At 40.8% G+C, this 23,422-nt stretch carries 18 protein-coding genes and 3 pseudogenes; 4 read left to right on the top strand and 17 right to left on the bottom strand.

The features are described 5' to 3' along the window. Positions 1-113: 113 nt before the first annotated feature. From DVW06_RS02445 to DVW06_RS02435, 3 genes and pseudogenes are all read right to left on the bottom strand, one after another. Positions 114-320 (bottom strand): annotated as a pseudogene (locus tag DVW06_RS02445) (Wzz/FepE/Etk N-terminal domain-containing protein); the annotation flags it as partial. 15 nt (positions 321-335) lie between these two features. After that, the gene (locus DVW06_RS02440) at positions 336-1,268 is read right to left on the bottom strand and encodes an LCP family glycopolymer transferase (protein ID WP_029486612.1); all 933 of its coding nucleotides are present in this window, start codon (positions 1,266-1,268) and stop codon (positions 336-338) included. A gap of 27 nt (positions 1,269-1,295) precedes the next feature. Next, complete coding sequence (locus tag DVW06_RS02435) at positions 1,296-2,159, bottom strand: hypothetical protein (protein WP_096710667.1); 864 nt, start codon at positions 2,157-2,159, stop codon at positions 1,296-1,298. Between the two features lie 729 nt (positions 2,160-2,888). Here DVW06_RS02435 and DVW06_RS02430 point away from each other — a divergent pair. Both DVW06_RS02430 and DVW06_RS02425 read left to right on the top strand, forming a co-directional pair. Next, the gene (locus DVW06_RS02430; RefSeq protein ID WP_029486610.1) at positions 2,889-4,358 is read left to right on the top strand and encodes a helix-turn-helix domain-containing protein; all 1,470 of its coding nucleotides are present in this window, start codon (positions 2,889-2,891) and stop codon (positions 4,356-4,358) included. A gap of 159 nt (positions 4,359-4,517) precedes the next feature. Next, positions 4,518-5,464, top strand: a pseudogene (locus DVW06_RS02425) (L-lactate dehydrogenase). Positions 5,465-5,570: 106 nt separating this feature from the next. Here DVW06_RS02425 and DVW06_RS02420 read toward each other — a convergent pair. From DVW06_RS02420 to DVW06_RS02410, 3 genes are all read right to left on the bottom strand, one after another. Continuing rightward, entirely contained in the window at positions 5,571-6,764 is a 1,194-nt protein-coding gene (locus tag DVW06_RS02420; protein ID WP_124019053.1) for a 3D domain-containing protein, read from the bottom strand. A gap of 203 nt (positions 6,765-6,967) precedes the next feature. Next, positions 6,968-7,738 carry a putative ABC transporter permease gene (locus DVW06_RS02415; protein WP_005470945.1) on the bottom strand — a complete coding sequence of 257 codons (771 nt, stop codon included), beginning with the start codon at positions 7,736-7,738 and terminating at the stop codon, positions 6,968-6,970. 144 nt (positions 7,739-7,882) lie between these two features. Then, positions 7,883-8,269, bottom strand: coding sequence for a DUF7006 family protein (locus DVW06_RS02410; protein ID WP_225585844.1), 387 nt, complete (start codon positions 8,267-8,269; stop codon positions 7,883-7,885). A gap of 368 nt (positions 8,270-8,637) precedes the next feature. Between DVW06_RS02410 and DVW06_RS02405 the strand changes: the two genes are divergently transcribed. Beyond that, positions 8,638-9,261: a hypothetical protein gene (locus DVW06_RS02405; protein WP_137264372.1), complete on the top strand. Its 624-nt coding sequence runs from the start codon at positions 8,638-8,640 to the stop codon at positions 9,259-9,261. Positions 9,262-9,479: 218 nt separating this feature from the next. On the opposite strand, the gene DVW06_RS02400 is transcribed toward DVW06_RS02405, so the two are convergent. The 3 genes and pseudogenes from DVW06_RS02400 to DVW06_RS02385 form a co-directional block, all read right to left on the bottom strand. Beyond that, entirely contained in the window at positions 9,480-11,321 is a 1,842-nt protein-coding gene (locus tag DVW06_RS02400; protein ID WP_137264371.1) for a glucosaminidase domain-containing protein, read from the bottom strand. 92 nt (positions 11,322-11,413) lie between these two features. After that, positions 11,414-12,776 (bottom strand): annotated as a pseudogene (locus tag DVW06_RS17365) (C40 family peptidase). A gap of 415 nt (positions 12,777-13,191) precedes the next feature. Next, positions 13,192-13,788, bottom strand: coding sequence for a TetR/AcrR family transcriptional regulator (locus tag DVW06_RS02385; protein ID WP_137264369.1), 597 nt, complete (start codon positions 13,786-13,788; stop codon positions 13,192-13,194). 103 nt (positions 13,789-13,891) lie between these two features. On the opposite strand from DVW06_RS02385, the gene DVW06_RS02380 reads away from it, so the two are divergent. Next, positions 13,892-14,494, top strand: a complete 603-nt coding sequence (locus tag DVW06_RS02380) for an ECF transporter S component (protein ID WP_005470924.1) — start codon at positions 13,892-13,894, stop codon at positions 14,492-14,494. A gap of 181 nt (positions 14,495-14,675) precedes the next feature. Here the strand turns inward: DVW06_RS02380 and DVW06_RS02375 are convergent, their stop codons facing one another. The 8 genes from DVW06_RS02375 to arcC all read right to left on the bottom strand — a co-directional run bounded on the left by DVW06_RS02375 (position 14,676) and on the right by arcC (position 23,406). Next, the gene (locus DVW06_RS02375) at positions 14,676-15,035 is read right to left on the bottom strand and encodes a DUF1304 domain-containing protein (RefSeq protein ID WP_003126026.1); all 360 of its coding nucleotides are present in this window, start codon (positions 15,033-15,035) and stop codon (positions 14,676-14,678) included. 124 nt (positions 15,036-15,159) lie between these two features. Next, complete coding sequence (locus DVW06_RS02370) at positions 15,160-15,798, bottom strand: nitroreductase family protein (RefSeq protein ID WP_021150054.1); 639 nt, start codon at positions 15,796-15,798, stop codon at positions 15,160-15,162. 14 nt (positions 15,799-15,812) lie between these two features. Then, positions 15,813-16,214 (bottom strand): MarR family winged helix-turn-helix transcriptional regulator, encoded by a 402-nt coding sequence (locus DVW06_RS02365; RefSeq protein ID WP_021150055.1) that lies wholly within the window; start codon positions 16,212-16,214, stop codon positions 15,813-15,815. Between the two features lie 144 nt (positions 16,215-16,358). Next, complete coding sequence (locus DVW06_RS02360) at positions 16,359-19,013, bottom strand: cation-translocating P-type ATPase (protein WP_029486600.1); 2,655 nt, start codon at positions 19,011-19,013, stop codon at positions 16,359-16,361. 807 nt (positions 19,014-19,820) lie between these two features. Continuing rightward, positions 19,821-20,765, bottom strand: a complete 945-nt coding sequence (locus tag DVW06_RS02355; RefSeq protein ID WP_137264368.1) for a cation diffusion facilitator family transporter — start codon at positions 20,763-20,765, stop codon at positions 19,821-19,823. A 346-nt stretch (positions 20,766-21,111) separates the two neighbouring features. Next, entirely contained in the window at positions 21,112-21,573 is a 462-nt protein-coding gene (locus tag DVW06_RS02350) for an arginine repressor (protein ID WP_225585845.1), read from the bottom strand. Positions 21,574-21,757: 184 nt separating this feature from the next. Beyond that, positions 21,758-22,447, bottom strand: a complete 690-nt coding sequence (locus DVW06_RS02345) for a Crp/Fnr family transcriptional regulator (protein ID WP_227760601.1) — start codon at positions 22,445-22,447, stop codon at positions 21,758-21,760. Between the two features lie 23 nt (positions 22,448-22,470). Continuing rightward, the gene (gene arcC / locus DVW06_RS02340) at positions 22,471-23,406 is read right to left on the bottom strand and encodes a carbamate kinase (protein ID WP_137264367.1); all 936 of its coding nucleotides are present in this window, start codon (positions 23,404-23,406) and stop codon (positions 22,471-22,473) included. Positions 23,407-23,422 lie beyond the last annotated feature (16 nt).

Here is a 23,422-nt window from a genome sequence, read left to right as displayed (position 1 = left end):
CTCTCTTCGGGTTTTCGGTCTGTACTGAAATCAAGGTATTATTGGGAATCCCAGCTTAAATCATAGATACCGTAAGGGATTTTATTCTTTATTTAAAACTTTGCAACAGAACCCAGATTGGTATTGACATCATTGACATTTGCGGTTTCCGATTGCGGCAGTGTCACGATCAATTGGGCTTGTGAACTATACTTTGGTGTGATCACAAAGAACGTTGCAATTCCTGCAAGTGCCAAGCCGGCAAACATGGCAATAATGATTGAAGCCAAGTGTTTTCGCAAGACTTCAAATATCTCTTTTAAGCTAATTGTTTCTTCCATTTCTTCTCCACTTTCTTATTCATTCTCAAGATTTAATTGTTCTTTCAGTTCTGTTTGAACTCGATTCAGTTCTTCCTCACTAACCCGTTGGTAGGAAATGCCATCTTGCATGAAGCCTTCCCCTTTAAGTTGATCTTGTTTGATCGTTTTGAAAGCATCCCGATAATCCAATGCAATCGTCCGCATATTATCAAAACTCATATCTGTCTTCATATTGCTTTCGACAGCACTCAAGATATCTTGGTATTTGCTGACGCCATCAAAGCTCAACACTTTCTTAGCAATTCCCTCAACGATTTTGCGTTGTCGTTCTTGACGGCCATAATCACCATTGGGATCTTCATGCCGCATACGGGAATACGCCAATGCTTGATCGCCATCTAGAGTGATTTTTCCAATCGTGAAATCATAATTGTCTTGACTAAAAGTCAGGTCGTTATTGACCTCAATGCCTCCCACGGCATCTACCAATTCTTTCAGACCGGCCATATTGATTGAGATGTAATGATCTACTGGAATATCTAAATATTTTTGCACGGTATCCATCGACATTGCAGGACCACCAAATGCATAGGCATGATTGATTTTGTCTTTCGTACCATGACCGACAATGTCCACATAAGTATCCCGAGCAATACTAACGATCGTTGTTTGTTGATCTTCTGGACTAACCGTCGCTACCATCATCGTATCTGAACGGCCTTGATCGACACGTCCCAAGTCCCCAGTATCGATCCCCATCAATAGAACTGAAAAGGACTCTTGTTTTTTTAAATCAACAGGATTTTCCCGTTTCTTTTCATCTTGTGAACGCTCCACTGATTCATAGGTCTTTTGGATCGAACCGGATAGATCCATGTATAACTTGGCGCCGATTCCTACCACACCGATCACGAGCACTGCAACGATTCCAAAAATAATCAAAAAAATCTTTTTTCCTTTTGACATAATTATTCCTCCAGTTGGCTCTTCCTATCAATAATAGGATTCTGAATCTGTCTCTGAACTATCCGTCATACTATCTGAATAGCCATCACCAGTCGTTGCCGTATCTGTTGTATTACCGTAATAACCAGCATAGCCCATTTGTGAAGCAACGGTTTCTGCAAGCTTGGTATATTTTTCTTTCAAGTCTTTATTGCGAATTTTGCTGATGCTGTCAACGGCTGATAAGTAGTTCTCGTAGGTCACTGCATCCGTCACTTTATCGTCTTTAAGCATACGATCAAATTCTTTTTGCAGTTTTGTCACGCGATCAAGCTGCGCATCTGCAAAGCCAAGATATTCTTTTACTAATGCTGTCCATTTGTCTTCCTCGAAAAAATTCAAATTTTCACGAATGCTGCCAACGTCGGTTTCTTTCAGATCTTTTTTGATGATGACGTCATTTTCGGCTTTCTGCCAATTGGAGACGCCTTTCGTGAAGAGCTTGTCGGTTGCTTCTTGGATTTTTTGCTTTGCTTCGATATCCTTCAACTCATCGTCGATGGCTTGTTTCTGCTTTTGGATCTCTTTGGCTTCTGCCGGCAATGCATCCTCTTCAATGCCGTATTCTTCGCCAGATACTTTGATCATGGCTAGCTTTCCGACTAGCTGGCTGATATCATCCGCGGAAATGCCCGCTTTTAAAAATGTATGATCCTCATTAAGATAAAGGCTTGCAACCTCTTTTTTCAGCGATGCAATACCGTCGGTCTCACTGGCGATCGCGGTTTGCGCATATTCTACCCGCTGCTGGTATTGTCGCTGATTGTTCTGGCGATATCCAACCAAACAAATGGCAATGGCTCCAACACCGACTGCCACAACGGTCAAAGTCTTAAGTAACGGCTTTCCCATGAACACACTCCCTAAATTATTTGTGCTTTATAAATTTATCTTTTCAATCAAGAAAAGCAAATTTGCTCAATTCTAGTTAATTATAAGAGAAAATTGAAATTAAATAAAGGTAATTTACCAAGTTTTTACATCATTAAGAACAATGTTTTTGCAAAAATTGTGATTTAACTTGAATAAAACAGCGATTTCTTTTATATAAAAAAACACTAAAAACTATATATTTTGTTATTTAATTTCTGACGATCAATTTTTTCATTAAAAGAATTTCATTCTCTTTTTCATCTTTATTTAGGCATTCGTTAAGGTGTATCCCTTGTAATAAAACTAGCATCATGAACAGCGAGAAAAATCACGATTTTGTTTCTTAAAGGATTCTTGGATATTTGCAATTATTTTTGAGTCTTTTTTCAATCTAGTAATTAAATAATTTAAATAGTTGAAAAAACCATTTTTTACTCATTTAATTTTCTATTTTTAAGTGCTCGCTTTGATCTGTTTTTATAAACCACCTTATTTTTCAATATTCTATTCTTTGAAATGGGAAGGTGTTTGTTCTTTTTCATCTGGTTTTTTGCCAATAAGTGACTGCAAAAGAATGGTTTATTGGCAATTCATGTCAATTTTTTCACCGTTTGATGAAATACGTGATTTGTTATTGCGATTCTAACTTCATTAAGATAGCTATAGACAGATTCAATTCTTTAATTGGAAAATGAAAGGAGCAAACCAGTGAGAGAGCTTCAGATGAAATTCGTTACGAATACTGCAACGATCCGTTGGATGCGCATTCTCGACTTATTTGAGTTAGAGCCGCTTTGCTCTACTCGTGCACTGGCAAAGGCTTCCTCAAGTACAACGCGAACGATTGTGACTGATATCACAGACATGAAGTCCCATTTCAAGGATGCCCTCCATATCGATTCGTCCCACAAGGGCTATATTTTCACCGTATTGAACCCGGCGAAGTACCTCGCAGCGAAACGAGCACTGATTACTGACGAGATTCTTTTCCATATTGTCGAGAGTATTTTTCAGCATGAAGAAATGCGTTCTTCAGAATGGGCAGAAAGGTATCATATCTCTGAGAGTACGGTTCTTCGTTACTTGAGAAAAGTACAACCTGTTCTTCGCGACTACCACTTGCAGCTAGATTATAACCCAATCACATTCATTGGCGATGAAATGGATATCCGTAAATTTTTTCATGATTTTTATTATGAATCAGAAATCACGGCACACACGATCTTTCCCCCTATTGCGATTCACGACATCACCGTCAAAGCTTTTTCTGACTGCCAGCGAACCAACAAGCAAGCCTGCTCATTTGGAGAGCTCAATTATTATTTGTACATAACCCTTGAGCGCTATTGCGGGGGACACACAGTGAAACTACCAAAAAAAATCAGCAAACTGTTTTCAACTAAAGAAGATTTCAAAGAATTTGCGGAAATCAATCAGCATATCTTTGAACACTACCAACAAAGACTTCCCCAAGAAGAGATTCTCTATCTCTTTCTGTTGGTTTGGAGCCGGCGTTCGATTAATGACGTTACTGGTGAGGAAGTCTTCTGCCAAAAATACAATCAGTGGGCAGAAATCACTCAGCTGGCCAGTGATTTTGTAGCTACCTGTATTCCTGAAACCAAAAATTCCTCCCGCGATCATATCTTGATCGAATCTTTTTTTACCGTAGCTAAAATCAAACAGTTGCTCTCCCCTTTGTTGAATCATAATATTGCCGATGTCAATCTTTACGCCCAGCGCTTGTTTCCTGAGTCTTATCAAAAATGTCGGAATTTTCTCACAGAAAATCCATTAGCTGTTGCTACGTGGAATAAAAAGAGTTTATCCCATTTAAGTGCCAGTCTGACGATCTATTTGGAATCTATCAAATCGCTTTATTGGCATACCAAAAAAAATGTTGCTTTCTTATTTGAAGGCTCATATATTCTCTGTCAGTATTTAAAAAGCAAATCGATGCATTACTTGCATAGCTCAAAAAACTTTTTCTTTCCTGATTCAAATGAATTGTCACCTGATTATTTAATGATGAATCACATTGATCTCGTGGTAACAAATTACACAGAATATGTTTCCGATTATGCTAATGACATTGATTGTTTGATTTTTAAAACTTTCCCTGACAAAAATGACTGGAATAAGCTAGCCAAATGTCTCAATCCTCATATGAATGCTTAAGAGCACTTCCGATTATGACAGGGGAAGTGCTCTTAAGCGTCTATTGCTTCCCTAATTATAAGACAGCAACGCCCCTGAGAACGTATCAATACTCTTTTTTCTGGTTCTTTGATACAGTTTAGGTGTATTTAAGTCGAATCAAATTTGGGAGGATCTTTCATGGAGAAAATCATTCTGATCGGAAATGGGGATGTAGGTTCGAGTTACAGTTTTGCATTAGTCGCTCAAGGGATTGGCAATGAAATTGGTATTATTGATTTAGATAAGGCAAAAGCAGCGGGTGACATTCAGGATTTAAATCATGGCTTGGCATATGTTGGTCCAAAAACACTATACGTTGCTGATTATGAGGATTGTCGAGATGCAAATCTTGTAGTGATCACCGCTGGTGCAGCACAGCTGCCCCATGAAACACGACTGGATTTGACGAAAAAGAATGCTCAGATCATGAAAAAGATCGTGAAATCTGTTATTGCTAGCGGTTTTCAAGGGATCTTCTTGATTGCTAGTAATCCAGTAGATGTTTTGACTCACTATGTCAAAAAAATCACTGGCTTTCCCGCTCACAAAGTGATTGGTTCTGGAACTTCTCTCGATAGTGCGCGCTTGATAGTGCGCGCTTGCGTAATGCGATTGGCGCGCAGTTGACCATTGATCCACGGGATATTCAGATTTACGTCTTAGGGGAACATGGTGATACCCAATTTCCAGTCTGGTCCCATGGCAATATTGGTGGCTTAAGTGTTCACGAGTGGCTGGAAAAACACCCAAGTTTTTCGGAGCAAGATCTCGGCCTGATTGCAGAAAAAGTGAAAAATGCCGCTTATGACATCATTGCTGCCAAAGGTTCGACACATTATGGGATAGCAATTTCGCTGGCTAGGATCACCCGCAGTATTTTAAAAGATGAACATGCAGTTCTGCCGGTTTCTGTACACTTAGAGGGACAGTATCAAGCAACCGATGTCTGTATTAGTTCCCCTCCAATCGTCAATAGTCAAGGCATTCGCGAAATTATTGAAATGCCTCTCAATGAGTCCGAGCAACAACAAATGTACGATTCCATCCAAACATTGAAAACGATGCAGGCACAGTTGCAGGAATGAAACGAGCTTTTCTAGATGATGCTTTTACCCACTAAATAAAAAAGCGTATCTTGTCCACCATCAATCATGAATGATGGTAGGATTACAAGATACGCTTTTTCGTTTATTAGTCTAGAATCGTTACTTTTACTTGACGTCGGCCCCATTGCAGACATTTGGCTACATTATCAAAGTGGACATCAATGATATTTCCTTTGATCGCGCCTCCTGTATCTAGCGCTAGCGCCACGCCATATCCTTCAACATTCACCAAGGTACCTAATGGGATCACACTTGGATCGACTGCGACCGCCATTGGATTGCTGCGAAGATCTGTTCCGCTGGCAGTCAGGTGGCTAGCACCTTTCTCTGCATAAGAATATGCGGTTGATTCCATGATCATTGTCTTGCCGCTGGAAGGTGTGCTGCTACCCGAATTGTTGGAGCTGTTATTCGAGTTGTTTGAACTATTATTCGTCGAACTGCTGCTCGTATTGCTTGAAGCTGAATTGCTGCTTGAACTGCTGTTTGATTGCGCGCTCTCACTTGAAGATGACGACTCTTGACTTGAGCTTTCACTCGCTGCTTTTGCCGCTGCCTTCGCTTCTTTTTCTTTAGCTTCTTGTTCGGCCGCTTCTTTGGCTGCTCTTTCTTTGGCTGCTTTTTCAGCAGCTATCCGAGCTTCTTCTGCTTCTTTGCTGGAAGCAATCTTTGCTAAGGTCGATTCGTTTTCTTTCAACTGTGTCTGCAAGTTGGCGATCTTACTATCCAACTCTTGCGCCTGTGCTTCCAAAGAGGATTGATCCTGCTGTAAGGATTCTTTGGTAGACTCGGCTTTTTCTTGCAGAGACTCTAATTTTTCTTTTTCAGATGTCAACGAGTCGATTTTTTCTTTTTCTAGATTTTGGAGCATTGTCATGGCGTAAGCCCGGTTGATGAAATCTTGGATATTGGAAGATTCCAACAAGACTGTCCAATCTCTAGTTACTCCACCGTTGACCTGAATGTCTTTCATTCGTTCTGCAACTACAGCTTCACGTTTTTCAATCGTTTCTTGAGTTGCCTTTATTTCTTCTTTGGTTTGTGCCAACGTTTCTTCATTGTTAGCGATTTGTGCTTTTAATGCTTCAACCTCGCTGTATTTATTATTGACATCGGTCAAAGCGATTTGTACTTCTGTACTGATTTGCTGACTTTGCTGCATGATGGCACTTTCTTTCTCCTTCAATGATTCCAGAGATTCAGCCTGCGCAAAAATCGGCGAAACGATACCTGCCGCAAAGACTGCGACGACCATGGTTCGTAATTTCTTTGCCTTCAAAAAAATTCCCTCACTTCTCACTATGGTTTCCAACGCTTATTATTATACAAATTCTTGCGTCAAGATATATTGCAACTCTTTTACAATTTATTACAATTTTTAGCCAAAGTGGGAGAAATAAGAGTCTATTAAAAAATAATTCACGTGAAAGTGGGAAATCAGAGCCTTGAAAAGGCTTTTTTTATTGTAATACTTTTGTAACATTACTCTCTCTTCTTACGTAATTCTTCCACAAACCGCCGTAAGTCTTGAACATTGGTAATCTCATTGATTTGCAGTTTTTGAAAGTTTTTTAAAAGTCTTCGCTGATGAAAATTCAGCTTCGGTAACGTTTCACGCAATTGCTGCCAATCGATTGGCAGTTCAGAAATACGTTCCTGCCAATTGTTTTTCTTTTGTTCCAAACTTTCTGATAAAGTGGCTTTCTGCTGTTCAATAGCACGGTCCAGTCGTTGAACCGTTCGTTGAAAAGCAGCAAGATTAGCCAATGTATAGCCCATATCCAACGACATCGCCATCAACAATCCAACAGGTAGATAAAAACTGAATCTTTCAGCCAACATTTGGACAATGATCAACATTTGCGGATGAACAATGCGGACGATCAAGACACAGCAAATGCCCCAAAAGATTGAAATTGGGACAGCCACGCGACCATTGATATTCAAAAAAACATTGTGGTAATCCCACCATGAAGCATGAAACAGTTTTTCTAATAAAAAGCTCGTCACGTACTCTAATAAGGTCACTAAAACAGCTGCTGCAAAAAAGAGCAGCAGCAATTGGTTATGTAACGGTCGCAGTAAATACAAGACACCTAAAATTCCAAAGCCATAAATAGGAGTGATCGGTCCTACCAAAAATCCTCGATAAACAAAATGTCTGGCTTTTATCGAGCAGTAAACCGTTTCCCACAGCCACCCCACAAAAGAATACAAGAAAAACAGCAAAACGATCTGAGTAAATTCAGTCATGGAAATCTCTCCTAACGAATGGTAAATAACTATTTTTGGAAAAGCATTATAAAAGAGCATTATAATAGTAGAAAACTTTTCTTTCTTATTCCAGTATACGCTTCGTTTGTCGTTAAAGAAAAGATTTGCGTTAATCTGATTTAGTCATCTGCCCTTTCCAAAAAGGATCGAGGGATGTCCTGTATCTGTTAAATTGTAACCGCACAATTCTTTTGTATAGGTGCTATGATCTAGTTCGATATTCTCGATGATTTCTTCCTCTGAAAAACCTTGGAAATCAAATTCGCTGATATAGCTTCGCAAAAGGACCAATTTGGCATCGAGTAAGATGATTTGTTGTACACTTGTCCAGAAATCTTCCTCAGATTCTTCGCGAACAATTCTTTCTACTTCTGCTTCCGTCACTTGCCAGTATCTATGGACCAATGGCAGACGTTCCTTCATCACTGCAAAATCAATATTCCCACGCATCTTTCGCAAATACTCTTTGACATCTGGATAAAACATCCACTCACCTCTGTTTTCTAGCATTTCCCTGCTTAGGAGACTATCAATGGATAATCGACAGCTAACAAAAAGTTCTGATTGCCAATGACAGCACAAGTGTACCTTTCCGACAATAATCATCCTGAGCAGCGAGGGATGCATTCACTTTTTATATAGCATAGCAAATGATTTGTGGGTTTTATAATCAATTTTTGCATCATGTAAGGAAAAATGTGTACAATCTCCTATACTATCCAGACTTAGCCAGCAGATAAACGAAACTTGAATTTTTAAAATTCGATAAACTACTTTCAATAGTGCTCATTTAGAAAGATTCTTCTATTGCCTTATTTACGAGCTTATTATAGGATAAATAAAATAAGTTTTTTAAAAAAACTAGAAGGAGTAAAAAAATGAAAAAGCACATGGTTTTAGGTTTAGTTGGGTTTGGGTTATTTTTAGCAGGATGTACAGAAAAACCATCGGGATCGGTTGATTCTTCCACAAAAGAAAAAGAGCGTACACAATTTTCTTCCACTGTAGGATCTTCTGAAACAGCCAGCACTGGCACTTCAGAAAATGTGATTCCTGTTGAGAAGCAGACGATCACTGGTGTAAGCGGTTATTCCTATTCGCTGGAACTGCCGACAAATTGGCAAACTGTAGCCGATTTTGAGTCACTAAATCCAGATAATGATTTTATGCTTTCTGATTCGTTACAAACAAAATTTCTGGCGGCTGTTGTGGAGTCTAAACAAGACTTTGCAGATTTCGACAGTTATCGTGCATTGGTTCAAGACAGTTTAGCATCGAATTTTGGTACCAACGCGACATTTTTACCGGTTCCTGGTACTCAAACCCAAATGGTTGATTTTGCTGCAACTGTAGAAGGGTTGAACATACATTACTTATATTATGTAACAGAAACCGACAATAATTATGTTCAATTATATGGTTGGACCTTAGCAAGTCTTTTTGATTCCTCAAAAGATGAACTAACAAAGATCATGGATAGTTTCCAAGAGAGCCCTCAATAAAGGCATGATTGCAGAACAGCCGTTGCTTTAAACTCAAACGAACAAAAGAAGGAGACCAACACAAAAATTGTGCGGTCTCCTTCCTTCGTTTGGAAATTATTTACATCTGATTTTTTTCTCATATTTCTTTTATCTGGCAGCTATTCGAATATTGCCCTCTTGTGCTTTCATCATTGTACTTTCATCTTAATGTTTCTATCTAGTGCCTATTATTAGGGTCATTTGCTGACGATCAATCGTTGTCCCACAAAAATCAATGAGCCGCTGATATTGTTCCATTGCATCAGCTGATTGATTGAGACCCCATAGCTCTGTGCAATCCCCCATAAGGTATCTCCTGATTTTACGGTATATGTCTTAGAACTAGAGGTACTGCTGACTTCTTTCACATAAGCACCACTGACCCAGCCTTTGCCTTCCACCCGGTACCAGGTACTGTTGCCATTAACACTGGTTCCTTGTTTTTGGGCCACTGCCTTGAAGGTCGTATTGTTCGCTAATGACCCCACTACACTGGCACTGGTTGATGGATTGGAACGGATATTCAAAACTGCGGTGGTTTTGAATTGCTTGTTGATGGTTTGCTCTGAATTATTACTGTTATTGTTGGACCCTGCCTCAGTAACATACGCGGCGCTGACCCAGCCTTTGCCTTCCACCCGATACCAAGTACTGTTGCCATTAACACTGGTTCCTTGTTTTTGGGCCACTGCCTTGAAGGTCGTATTATTGGCTAATGACCCTACGACACTGGCACTGGTTGAAGCATCTGAACGAATATTCAGCGCTGCCGTGGTTTTGAATTGCTTGTTGATCGTTTGTTCTGAATTATTGCTGTTATTGTTGGATCCTACTTCCGTCACATACGCAGCGCTGACCCAGCCTTTGCCTTCCACCCGATACCAAGTACTGTTGCCATTAACACTGGTTCCTTGTTTTTGGGCTACTGCTTTGAAGGTCGTATTATTGGCTAATGACCCCACTACACTGGCACTGGTTGAAGCATCTGAACGAATATTCAGCGCTGCCATGGTCTTGAATTGCTTATTGATCGTTTGTTCTGAATTATTGGTGTTGTTGCCATTCCCGCTGCCGCCACCGGTCGCGGAATCAAATTGTGTCAAATTGTAGGTTTCGATCAAATTATTCAGCTTGCCGGCATAAGTCGTATCTGTCGCATACCTTCCTTGAAGCCATTGTGTGGCATCACGATAGGAAGAGGTATTGGATTTCCAAGCCCCACTGTAAAAATAAACGCCTGGTGAAAAAGAAGTCGTTTTTAAGACATGGGCATTATCTTCAAATGATTCCTTTAAAGACGGATATTTGCGGAATTTTGCAACGATCTCATAAAGATTGCCGTTGCCATCATCTTCCATTGTTCGCATCTCAACATATTGACCATTGTATGAACCTTTGATCCCAAACATATTGTTTGCTTGCGTCGTAAGTGTGGATTGTCCCCATCCTGATTCAAGGATCGCTTGTGCTATCATGACGGAGGCATAAAGATCGTTGACACTTGCTACTTGTTGCGCCATTGGTCCTACTTGCTGGATGAAGGCTTGTTGTGTATTAGATCTTGCCATCACACGATCGATATTAGGCATAATCTTTGTTTCTAATGCAATTCGCTCTGCCTCTGACAACATTGGGATCTCACTTGACGATTCTGCAGAATCAGCGTCACTGGCAGGCTCCGTTCCTAGAGGTTCTTCTGAAGACTCGCTGGTTGCTGACTCACTTGATGATACTGTGGAATCTGTGTCCTCAGTCAACGATGTTTCGGTTCCAGTATCCTCGGTGGTTGTTGCTTGACTCGCTTGTGATTCATTTACTAAATCGTGTAAATCGGCTGTATCATCCGACGAAGCTACCGTAGGCTGTTCAACCACTTGTACACCCGTGTCATTCGATTCTTCAACAGAAGTTGCGAGCACACTAACCGGTACTAAATTCAGCGAACTAACGAGAGCGGTAGTGGTAGCTGCTCCTTTTCGGTACAATTGACTGCGTTTTTGCCGTTGCAACTCTTTGCGGATCTGTTTTCTGCTTTTCATTTTTCTCTCCTTCTACTAGCGCTGATTCATTCTGCCCATTGGGTTCAATGAGAATCAGTCCACTGGATCAAGTGTTTATAAAGATAAAATAATTAATTGACTCTAACTGCAAAGCTCGGAGTGTAGTATGCTGTATCCCCCACAGAAACTGTCTGTCCTAGACGAGGGGCATGAATGTACTGGTTGCCTCCTAAAGAGATGGCTACATGGTGGGTACTGCCGGCAGCACCCCAGAACAGTAAGTCACCAGCTTGCGCTTGACTAACAGAAATCATTGTACCAGCAGTTTCTTGCGGTACTGTCCAGCCACCGATATCTTTTCCGGTTACTTGTAAATAGACATAACGGGTAAATCCTGAACAGTCAAAACTATCTGGTCCTTTTGCTCCCCAGACATACGGCTTATTGAGATGATTGTAAGCTTCTGCTACGATCGCAGCTCCAACGTTCCCAATTGGCGCAGATGGTGTCGGAGGTGCAGGCTCAGAGCTAGGAGCAGGCTGAGGAGCAGGATTTCTGCTGCTTTCCGTACTTGCTGCCGTCGAAGAAGAATCTGGAGTAGTTACGGGGCTTGTTTCATTATTTGTTGGTGTTTCTTGGATATCCCCTTGAACATCAGTGGATTCTCCTTGAGCAGAACGTTCGGTTTCAGAAGAATCAGCTTCAAAAATCGAAGAATTTTCAGAAGACTCGGTAGTCGTTGGTATGAGCTGATCTTCAGCTGCTGCCTGCTGTCTTGCTGCGACCCGCTCTGATTCTTCTCTTATTCGAGTTTGTTCTGCCTCATAGGCTTCTTTTTGAGCGAGCAATGCTTCCTTTTCACTTTCTTTATTTGCCTGCCGTAAAGCAAGGTTTGTCTGCAAGACATTCAGATCTGCTTGCTTGGACGCCAGCTTCCTTTTTGGGCTTCCAGCTGGCCTTGCATTTGCTGCATTTCCGCCATTTTGGTTTCTGCTTCATTTTTCTTTGTCTTAACAGCTGCTTGGTCCGCTTGTTGCTGTTGGATCATCTGATTATTGGCATTGACGATCGTCGTCATTCCGTGGAACCGCTGAACAAAGTCACCGAAAGATTCGGAATCCAAAAGCACGGAAATAAAGCGATCACTTTTCCCATTGACTTGAGTGTCTCGTGCTTGATTCTGGATCGCTACTTGTCGTTTCTCGATCCGTGCTTCCAAATCAGTCACTTCTTTTTCTAAATCATTGATTTCATTCCCTAGTTTTTTCTGCTGAGCGATTAATTCAGCTGCTTGTTCATTGATGTCAGACACTTCATTTGTTAACTGATCTATTTGTGTCTGCACCGATTGATGCTGTTGTTTCAATTCAGCTACTTCGTTATTTTTTGCTGAATCAATTGATCGTAATCATCGGCGAACACGGCGGTTGGGATGACAGGACTTGTCAGCGCTATTGCACAAATGCACAAAGATGATGCAAGTTTCTTTTTCATTTTCTCCTCCAATTCGTCAATTTTGATCATCAAATTACATTTATTTGACATTTATCATTTTAACATACTCCTATTCACAACCCAATTGATTTCCCGTTTACATTTTCATTACAAGTGAAATCACTTGTTTTTTAATTCTCGATAGTTTCTTAAAAAACACTCAACCTTCCATTATGATCACTTTTCGAAAAGACATCTAAGTTAATGAGTTTATGAAATCAAGCAGTATCTGTAAGATACAAACCGTTCTTGATTTCAAAAAGATTACAAAGCCGTAGAAAAAAAGCCGTAGAAAAAAGCCGTAACAAAAGAATTCACTACAAAAAAGTCCAGAGATCGTTCGATCTCAATCGAACTTGAGAAAGGCTATTTCTCCATTTTTTGTATTATCTTCTATCACAGCTTCTAAAAACTTTTATTGGTACGGCAACAGTGTTCGCATCACTTGAATTTGATGATCGATTTGTTCTTCTTGAATATGACCCGTCAAAGCTAAAATACCCAGACCTTCTATAACAAACATATAGTTTTCCGCGATTGCTTCCAGATTCCGATCGGCAATCACACCTTGCGCGACCCCAACTTGAAAAATCTCTTGGATCGTGCGTTTCGTCTCAGTCAACTGCGTTTGCTGCAACGAACTCGTCTCAACTGACTTATGCGTATAATAATACTCATACGTCGCTCGCAGCATGCTGTCGGATATGCTATGAAGCAATCGGTATTTATGATCCTCAAAATATTTCGTCAAGATAGTCTCGAAAGAAGCATTTGCTTTGATCATTGCTCGAACTTCATTAAACCGTCGTTGCGAACGTTGTTGCAGCACTTCTAAGAAAATCGCATCCACCGATTGAAAGTACAGATAGATCCCGCCGCGACTGATGCCGCATTCTTCGATGATGTCTTGCATCTTCGCATCGATCAATCCTTTCTTGCTGAATACTACTTTGGCACTTTCCAAAATCGCTTCTCGTTTTTGCCGTTTTTTTTCTTCGATCGGCTTTTTCATGCTTCCACCTCACTTTATTAATGACACCTGTGTCATTTTATTGTATAATCATCCTAACATAAAAATGACACGAGTGTCATTCTATAAGAAAGGGTGTTTTCTCATGAACACAAAAAACAAAACGTATCGTTTAGTGATCCGTGCAATTCTAACCGCAATCATTATTTTACAAACGATGGTGCCTTTCCTTGGCTTTATTCCTATCGGCATCACTAGTCTGACGATCATTCATATCACGGTCATTGTTGCTGCCATTGTTTTAGGAACGAAAGATGGGATGTTTATCGGCTTGGTTTGGGGGATTTTCACGATTATTCGGGCATTCACTTCCCCTACGACCCCTTTGGATATCACAGTATTCACTAATCCGATCATCTCAGTCCTGCCAAGGGTCTTAGTAGGTCTCGTCGCTGGTATATTGTTTACTGGGCTCTATCGTAAAACAAAGAAAGTCGTCCTTGCTTCTATTGTTGCAGCCATCTTTGGTACCCTTACCAACACGGTTCTCGTGTTAACGTTGATGGGAACCCTGTACACTAGTTTGGTGGCCACTACCTATGGTGTTGATGCTTCCGCTTTGTTTGTCACATTAGGAGCTATTGCAGTGACTAACGGCGTTTCTGAAGTGATCACAGCAGTGATCCTGACACCAATATTAGTCAAAGCGCTTTTCGCAGCCACCAGTTTACGTCCAGAAAACCGCTGAGTAAAAGTCCGATTCTTTTAGGTTTGTATCGTTAGCTTTATCCTATCATTTTTTACGACAAGTGCAAACTTGTCCTCTCATTTAACAAATGAAATCAACAAAAAAACCTCTCACTAGCAACGGTTCCATCATTTAACGGAACCCGTAACTGTGAGAGGTCATTTTGATTATCTTTCAAAAATCAGAAAAAAGTTGCTATCAATGCAAGGATTGCTAAACCGCCTTGTGTCAATATAATTTTTTTGTCACTAGTGATGCTGCCATACAGAGCAACTAAAATGATATAAATCAAAATCAGGCGACTCAATTCGACAGGAGAAGCGGAAAGAAACACGCTATAGAGCAAGCCGATGCCGATTAACCCATTATAGATTCCTTGATTTTTGAACAATGTATTCAGTGAAGGGCGTTCTAATTCTTCTTTTGATAAATTGAAAACCCGTTGTGTTCTCTTTGAAGTAGTCGCAAAAGTTTCCAAATACATGATAAATAGAAATTCAAGTGCAACGAACATGATTAAACCTATAGTAATAGTGGACATTTTGCTTCCTCCTTTTTTAAATCTGGTTTTCTTTATTATAAAGTAAACCAAGCAATCTTCCGTCCTTCATGCTTCTAGCGAACACAAAGACAAACGGAAGACCACATAGAAAGTAAGAGTAGATTTATTTAAATGTCGTGATTTTTTCTGCATCCAAACGAATGGATTCATAGCCTAATTCTTCAGCTTTACCAATTGATAGAATCATAACTGGAACGTAGCGTTCTGGATCGACATCAAAAGCCTCTGCTAATTGGTCTGCTTCAAAGCCACCAATTGGATTCGTTTCGTAGCCATGGGCACGCGCGACTAACATCAGCTGCATTGCCGCTAAGCTGGCGTCAACTTTTACGATGGAGGTCATTTGATCTTTCGTGAAGCTCTTGTAGTAAGGAATGATCGTAGCCAATTGTTGGTCTCTGACTTCTGCCGGCATTTTTCCTGCTTCAACTGCTTGATTGTAAATTTCTTCCCCGTATTCATAACAAGCTAAATCACCAAAAATCAAGATCATGGCTGCCGATGTGTCGTTTTGGCGTGTGTTGAAGCGGATCAGTGGTTTTAGTTTTGCTTTTTGCTCAGCACTTTCAACAACAACGAAACGCCATGGTTGCATGTTAACAGATGAGGGGGCAGTCGTTGCTTCTTGAATCATCGTTAACATTTCCTCATGAGAGATTTTGACCGTCTCATCATAGACACGGACGGATTTTCTTCCAAAAGTGATAGCTGAAAAATCGTTGTTTACTCTATTGGTTGACATATTAGTAGCCTCTTTCATTTCATTAATTTATTCAACAACTGCAAAAACGCAGCTGCTTCTTCTTCGGTCAGCGATAGGGCGAATGCTTCCTTCTCTTGGTGTTTCTCGCAAGCAGACAGCTCTTGTTTGGCTTTAGGTGTTATTTCCACAAAGACTTCACGATTGTTGTCTTTGTTCCTTTCCCGCACTACATAATTCTTTTGTTCTAAAATTTTTAGATGTCTTGTAACTGCTGCACTATCGATCTTCAATTCAGTCTGTAAGTCAGATTGCGAACAACGTCCATTTTCTTTGATGAACATCATTAATTCATATCGGGTCAGACTGAACCCGGTGCTTTTTTCAAAAGTTGTCGTCAATTCTTGATTGGCAATTTTCAACTGATAAAGCAGGCGGCTGATTTCTCTTAGCTGCATGGAATACTCCTCTCTAACAATTGACTCATCAATCGTTGACTCGTCAATAATAACTTTTTTTCTTGCTTTTGTAAATAATTTCCTGCGATAGACAAAAAGCAAACAAAAAAACCAACATCATCGTTGGTTTTCTTGCTGTTTTTTTCACTTCAACTGAAAGGCTTTTTTTAATCCCATTACAACCAGTGTGGAAAGACTAGCCGCTAAGAAAATGATTCCCCATGTGCCAACTTGCAATGGTGAAGTCCCTAATAATTCATTCATGAAAGGGAGATAAACAGCTGACAACTGCAATCCCATCGAAAGGATCAGTGCGCCGATCAACGGTTTATTCTTGAAGAAAGACTTGTCTAATCCAAATCCGCTTTGCTTGCGAACATTAAAAATATGCATCAGTTGTGCGATCGCCATAAAGGTAAACGTAGCGGTCTGGGCATAAGCTAATTCATGATTTGTTTGTATCAAAAAACTAAAAAAACCAAATGCCGTCAATCCGATCACTATCCCGCTTAAAATAATTCGACCTAAGAATCGTTTATTGACCAAACTGTCTTCTTTGGAACGAGGCTGACGTTTCATCAGGTCCTCTTCTGCAGGTTCAAAGGCCAACGCCATCGCAGGAGCGATATCGATCACTAGATTCAAGAACAAAATATGCAGCGGTTGAATCGGCATGGGAAGAAGAAAAATGACACTTAGAAAGATTGTCACGATTTCGACCATATTACAAGAAAAAAGGAAAGAAACGTATTTTTTGATATTGTCAAAGATGATTCTTCCTTCTTTGATTGCGTCGACGATCGTCCCAAAGCGATCATCAGTCAAGATCATATCAGAAGATTCCTTAGCTACTTCCGTGCCGCGAATGCCCATCGCGATCCCAATATCGGCACCATTAAGAGCAGGAGCGTCATTCACGCCATCACCGGTCATCGACACGATCTCTCCTTCTTCCCGCAGTGCTTTGACTAGTTGAAGTTTATTTTCCGGCGAAACCCGAGCAAATACAGCGACTTCTTCGATCCGTTCATTAAACGCTTCTTTACCTGCCAAGGCGTCGATCTCTTTTCCCGTCATCGTCTTATCAAAATCGATCAAACCAATTTCTTGTGCGATCATGGAGGCAGTTTGCGGGTGATCACCTGTGATCATTTTGACACGAATCCCCGCTTCTTGAGCGACTTTGACAGCTTCTTTAACATCTGTTCGTGGGGGATCAATGATGCCAACAAAACCTTGGATCTCTAAATTATCCAATGATTCTGTCAGCTCAGACTCCGACAAACCACCCTGATAGTTACTGATTTGTGCCACCGCAATCACTCGTTGCCCGTTGGAAGCTAGTGTATGATTGATGTCGTTCAACTGCTCTTTCACAGACGGATCGACGGCAGCTTTCTCGATCAAAACATCCGGTGCACCTTTCATGATCAACGTTCGCTGTTCTTTTTCATAGACGGTGATCATAAATTTGTTTTCTGAGTCAAAAGGAAGCTCAGCGATTTTTTCAATGCCTTGATCCATCAGTGTTTGACGATCGATGCCTTCTTTTTTTCCTAATACAACAAACGCTCCATCGGTTGGATCTCCTAGGACCTCAAACTGGCCATCCGTTTCTTTCAAAGAAGCGGACGTACATAGTGCACCGTTTTCAATCATCGCTTGAAGTGCTGGCTCTTCATTAACTGAGATTTCTTGTCCTTCTTTATGGAAGCTCCCCGTCGGTTCGTACCCATTACCGGTTACAGTGTATTGCTCTCCATTACTTAGAATGATCTCAGCGATCGTCATCTGATTTTCTGTCAATGTCCCGGTTTTATCACTGGCAATGATACTCGTAGCGCCCAAAGTCTCAACCGCTGAGAGGGTTTTGACTAATGCTTTGTGTTCAGCCATGATCCGCATGCCGCGAGAAAGAGTAATGGTTGAGACAGCGGGCATCGCTTCTGGAATGGCTGCTACTGCAAGGATAATCGAGATATGCAGCATTTCTACCAAAGGCTGATCCGTTAGAAGACCTGCAATTAGGACCGTCACGGCGGCAAAGAGTGCCGCAATAATGATAGCTTTCCCTAATTTATCCAGCTCGATATCCAAAGGCGTTTTCGCGCTTTTGTTTCCAGTCAGCATATCGCTGATTTTTCCGACTTCCGTTTTCATCCCGGTGGCTGTAACGACGGCATAGCCATTTCCTCTTGTCACTGCTGTTCCTGCAAAAACAACATTGCGGCGATCACCTAAAGGGACGTCTTCATCATATTGTTCTGCCGCATTTTTTTCGACAGCTTCGGACTCGCCCGTCAATGCGGACTCAATACAGGCTAAATTGCGACTTTCCAGCAAACGTGCATCGGCAGCGATCGCATCACCTTCTGCCAAAACGAGAATATCCCCTGGAACGATCGCAGCAGATTCGACTTCCATCACTTGCCCATCACGAATCACTTTTGCGGTAGTGTAAATCATTTCCTGAAGGGAATCAATTGACTTCTGTGCACGCAACTCTGTCACAAAACCAGTCATCACGGCAATTACCACCGCAATCAACACAGCAATTCCTTCTATCGTTTCTCCCATCGCAAAAGAGAGCAATGCGGCGGCTAGTAATAAATAAACGATCAGATTATTTAAATTGTGCCATAACAATTTCCAAGGGGAGGTCGATTCTTGTTGCTGAATCGTATTTTCACCATAGGTATCTAGCGCCTCTTTTGCGCCTTGCTTACTAAGCCCTTTCGTCTGATCTGAATGAAAGTATTCAAGTGTTTCTGTCGGTGTTCGCTGATAAAAATTTTCCATCTATTCTCCTCCTTGTATAAGTATCTTCTATGTCTATAGCTCTGTTTTTATAGTGAGATTTTGTCCATGACAAATTATGGCTTCAAGTAAAGTTGTGTCACTTGTGCTTGGAGTCAGGGCGTATGATTGACAAAACGGAAAAATCAAGCAAGGATTGCTTCTTTCGTATGTTGTGAGGGTGTCTGTAATCTTGATCGAATGCGAATACAGATGGGAAAACGCCTCCACAAGTTTTTTACGAGTTGATTGGAACACAGCAATTGAAAATCATTGGTTTTAGAAAGGGAGATCTGGGTACTTCGTAAAAGGGTGTCTGCAGAAAAGGATGTTTACTTTGTGAAAAAAACTATCTTTCCATCTTTAAGTTATCATGGATTAAAAGACAGGTAAATTATTTTGCTTGAAAAATATCAATATCATTAAGATAAAGAACAAAATTTATGTAAATTTGAATTTAAAACAAAGAGAATCAAGATTTCCGATTTCTTTTCACAAATAAATCTGATAGAGCAATCCCTTTCCTTGTGAAATAAATAAAAAATAACAACTTTTTTTAATAAGAAATTTCTTTCGCTCGCGCTTTTCCACCTGAATTTATTCGTTTTAAGTCAACCCAATTCAATCCAAGTCAACCCAGAAAAAGAAGTGATCCTCTTGAAGAAATCAGCTTACCGCAAGTATTCATTTGAAATACTACGAACGTGTTTGAGAGTAGCAGAAGATCATTTAACCCCAAATATTTATCATCTAGAGGAAAACTAACCACTGCTTAGTAAAAAAACCAATTCCTTTGAGGTCTTCTTCCCCTCATGGAATCGGTTTTTTTACCTGTTCTTGCTGCTGTCTTTCTGTCTCTAAGTAAATATATGTTTTTTTCGGAGCTAATACCGTGCGAATTTCTTGTTCCAATTGATCGATCACCTCATAGTCACTCGAAGTTGCTTTAGGAGAAATCGTCAATTCAGCAACGATCAGTAATTCATCTGGACCTAAATGCAGAGTACGCAGGTCAATCACTTCAGCTACTTCCCTAGATGATAATACTTGACGAATTTTTTTCAGATCACTTTTCGAAGCACTCTCTCCGATCAATAAACTATAAAATTCTTTCCCTAAAAAACCAGCTACGATCACTAGAAGGACCCCACCAATGACGCCCCCTAAAGAATCAAAGATGGGGTTGTTGGTGATTGCTGTCAATAAAATACCCACCAATGCAATGCTCACACTGATCAATGCAAACAAGTCTTCTGTAAAGCCTAAAAGGATCTCGCTCTCTCGGCTTTCTTTCAAAAAAGCGATCAACGGCTGTTTATCCGTGTTTTGCTCTTTGATTTCTTGCCATCCACTTTGGACTGCTGAACTTTCAATAAAAAAACCAGCAAAAAGAATGGCTGCAACTAGTTGGATGTTCTCCACTTCGTGGGTAGGATCCAAAAGATCCTGACTTGCCTCCACGATTGCCAACAGGCCGCCACCGAAAAAGACCGTCATTGCCACAACCGTACTAAAAAAATAAGTCGCGCGCCCCTCACCAAATTGGTAAAGTTCACTTCGGCCGCGCCGTGCTCGTTTTTCGCCGATTGCTAGTAATCCCTGATTGAGACAATCAATGACACTATGAATACTTTCATTCATCAACACCGCACTGCCGCTGAAAAGAAATCCAATGATTTTGACCACTGCTGCAATAATATGCGTGACTAAGACAGTCCCTCGTGCCTGTCGTTTTTCTTGATCGGCCTCTTTCATTTTCTATGTCTCCGTTCTGTCCACTTTTATCAAGTGTTTCCTTCTGCTTATTTAAGAATAGCACCTTCCAATAGAGGAGGAAAACAATTGCGCTTAGCGCTGACGAGACCCAGAAATAGAATTTAACTTTTTTAATACAAAAAAAGAGACAAGTGAGCGTTGCATTCTCCTTCGAAAGCTGGCTACAAGTGAGAGGATTGCGACAGTAACTGTCATTCTCTGGCTTGTCGTTCCGAGTGAATCGCGTTGCTTTTTTGTCTCTGGTTGATTCTGTATTCATTTGTTCCATGCTTGTTCGTGCCGAGAGGCAATGGTGGTCAAGCATTGGTGATGGGCATCGTCGCCGCTAGTCGATATATTTTTCTAAATGATGAATCAACTGTGTGGCTTGCTCTTTAGATGGCGAGAGAATCAATAATACATCAAAGCCAGCCATCGTGGCAACAATCCCTTCAAGATCCATTTCATCTAGATAATTCGCAATAACATCTGCCCCATTGCTGACAGTATGGATCACTGTGATGAACTCCACTTGTTCAATTGATTTCAAGTATTCATTCATCGATAGCTTCAGCTTTTCGGTCACATCTGCTTCCGCCGTAGCAATCATCGTATACTTCGTTTTGCCTTCTTTCGTATAAGTTTTTGCGATATTCAACTCCCGCATATCTCTTGAAATGGTCGCTTGTGTGGAACACACGCCTTGTTCGTTCAATAAGCGCATCAATTCTTCTTGTGTCTCTACTTCTTGGTTGAGGATCAAACGCTTGATAATCGCTTGTCGCTGGTTTTTCTTCAAAATGATCACCTGCTTCTACTCTATCCATTATCTGCGGATACGTCATGTATCCGCATTCAAAAAATTATCACTGATGGACACTCGAGTCATTTAAAAGTAAGCGAGATCGATCATCCGTAAATCAGCTGCTTGCCACAGTAGTTGTTTGGAAAATCGATCCCACCCTTTAATGATTGTCGTCACAGTGCTTTTATTATTCATCTAATTGGAAAAACGCATCATCGATAAATATCAATTCTTTATATTGGTAGGAAATTTTTTTCTGATTGATCAATTGTTTCAGCACTTGACTAACCGTTTCTCTCGTCGTACCGCTGAATTTCGCAAGATCGTTGATCATGATCGGATAAGGAATATACCAAGACTCATCTAGCTTTCCATGCTTTTTCATAAGGATCGCTAGTGTATTGATGACACGATCATGGGCACTGGAAGTAATACAGTATTGCATTCTGGTCACTTGCTGTTCCAGTACTCGACCTTGTTTCTTAACGATCATTTTCAATAATTCTCGATCCGCTACCATCAATTGTTCCAAAACAGCAGTTGCCACATACGCGACTTCGATCTCTGTCACCGCAATGGCAGAAAAGTCATAACACGCTGCTTCAAAAAGGCCATTTACCGGAAACAGTTCACCTTCACTGATGAAATCCGTATAAAAGAAAGAATCGGTTTGATCATTTTTTTCGATACGAATCAGTCCGCTACATAGAACAAAAATACGATCACGCAAATCTCCATCGTTGAATAGAATCTGCCCTTTAGGAAAGGTTCGGTAATACATATTTTCTTCCAATCGTTCCCTGTTTTCTTGCGTCAGCACTTTTAGACAATCAAAATTGTCTTTTACGTATTCTCGCATGTTTCCACTAATATCCATCACTCCAATACTTTGTTTGCCAGTTAATCAGAAATGATACGAGTCCCTGTTTCGTGATCAAAATCAGCTAGATCTTCTAACGAGGTAATGATCACAACATTGTTTTTGCTAACCTGCACAAAATCCATCGCTGCTTGAACTTTTGGCAACATACTTCCTGGCGCAAAGTGACCTTCCTGGATGTATTGTTCCAGTTCTGTCAAATTGACTTGGTCTAACCATTGCTCATTGTCTTTTCCATAGTTTAAGGCAATTTTAGAGACACCTGTCAAAATAATCAACTCTTCAGCCTCCAAGACCTCTGCCAGTTTTTCTGAAGCAAAATCTTTGTCGATCACGGCTTCGACTCCTTGTCCTGATTCAGTAACGGGTATCCCTCCGCCACCTGCACAAATGACAATAAAATCGTTGTCGACCAATGCACGAATGCTGGCTTGGTCATGGATTGTGATCGGTTTCGGGCTGGCAACGACTTTGCGCCAACCGCGACCGGCATCTTCTTTAAAGATCGCATTGGTTTCTGTCATCATCTGCTGGGCTTGCTCTTCAGTCAAGAAAGGTCCTACTGGTTTTGTCGGATCGGCAAATGCTGGATCCTTTTCACTGACTACTACTTGAGTGACCAGCGTTGCTACCTTTGTTGGTAAGCCTTCTGCTGCTAATTCTTCTTCTAATGCATTCTGCAACCAATAACCGATACTTCCCTGAGTCATAGCCACACAGGTATCTAATGGCATCGCAGGATTTTTGGGAGAGTTTGCTGCTTGTTGCTGTAATAAGAGATTCCCAACTTGCGGTCCATTTCCATGGGTGATCACTACTTGGATCTCTTGTTTGATCAAAGATACTAAATGTTTGGCTGTTTGTCTAAGCGCCTGTTGCTGCCCTCTTGCGCTAGGATCATCGGTCAAGATCGCATTTCCACCTAATGCGATGACTACTGTTCTTTTATTCGTCATGGTATCCCTCGTCCTC

Origin of the sequence: Enterococcus sp. ARL09-542 (assembly GCF_005234805.1) — a bacterium.
In the GTDB taxonomy this organism is placed as follows: Bacteria; Bacillota; Bacilli; order Lactobacillales; family Enterococcaceae; genus Enterococcus_D; species Enterococcus_D gallinarum.
Note: the sequence above shows the minus strand (reverse complement) of the source record. Positions and strands in the feature narration are given on the sequence as shown.

Coding starts and splice junctions, on each gene's coding strand:
- DVW06_RS02440 (WP_029486612.1), bottom strand. CDS start 1,268: ATGTCAAAAGGAAAAAAGATTTTTTTGATTATTTTTGGAATCGTTGCA.
- DVW06_RS02400 (WP_137264371.1), bottom strand. CDS start 11,321: ATGAAAAGCAGAAAACAGATCCGCAAAGAGTTGCAACGGCAAAAACGC.
- DVW06_RS02405 (WP_137264372.1), top strand. CDS start 8,638: ATGAAAAAGCACATGGTTTTAGGTTTAGTTGGGTTTGGGTTATTTTTA.
- DVW06_RS02375 (WP_003126026.1), bottom strand. CDS start 15,035: ATGTCCACTATTACTATAGGTTTAATCATGTTCGTTGCACTTGAATTT.
- DVW06_RS02380 (WP_005470924.1), top strand. CDS start 13,892: ATGAACACAAAAAACAAAACGTATCGTTTAGTGATCCGTGCAATTCTA.
- DVW06_RS02415 (WP_005470945.1), bottom strand. CDS start 7,738: ATGACTGAATTTACTCAGATCGTTTTGCTGTTTTTCTTGTATTCTTTT.
- DVW06_RS02365 (WP_021150055.1), bottom strand. CDS start 16,214: ATGCAGCTAAGAGAAATCAGCCGCCTGCTTTATCAGTTGAAAATTGCC.
- arcC (WP_137264367.1), bottom strand. CDS start 23,406: ATGACGAATAAAAGAACAGTAGTCATCGCATTAGGTGGAAATGCGATC.
- DVW06_RS02385 (WP_137264369.1), bottom strand. CDS start 13,788: ATGAAAAAGCCGATCGAAGAAAAAAAACGGCAAAAACGAGAAGCGATT.
- DVW06_RS02370 (WP_021150054.1), bottom strand. CDS start 15,798: ATGTCAACCAATAGAGTAAACAACGATTTTTCAGCTATCACTTTTGGA.
- DVW06_RS02360 (WP_029486600.1), bottom strand. CDS start 19,013: ATGGAAAATTTTTATCAGCGAACACCGACAGAAACACTTGAATACTTT.
- DVW06_RS02355 (WP_137264368.1), bottom strand. CDS start 20,765: ATGAAAGAGGCCGATCAAGAAAAACGACAGGCACGAGGGACTGTCTTA.
- DVW06_RS02345 (WP_227760601.1), bottom strand. CDS start 22,447: ATGGATATTAGTGGAAACATGCGAGAATACGTAAAAGACAATTTTGAT.
- DVW06_RS02435 (WP_096710667.1), bottom strand. CDS start 2,159: ATGGGAAAGCCGTTACTTAAGACTTTGACCGTTGTGGCAGTCGGTGTT.
- DVW06_RS02410 (WP_225585844.1), bottom strand. CDS start 8,269: ATGCTAGAAAACAGAGGTGAGTGGATGTTTTATCCAGATGTCAAAGAG.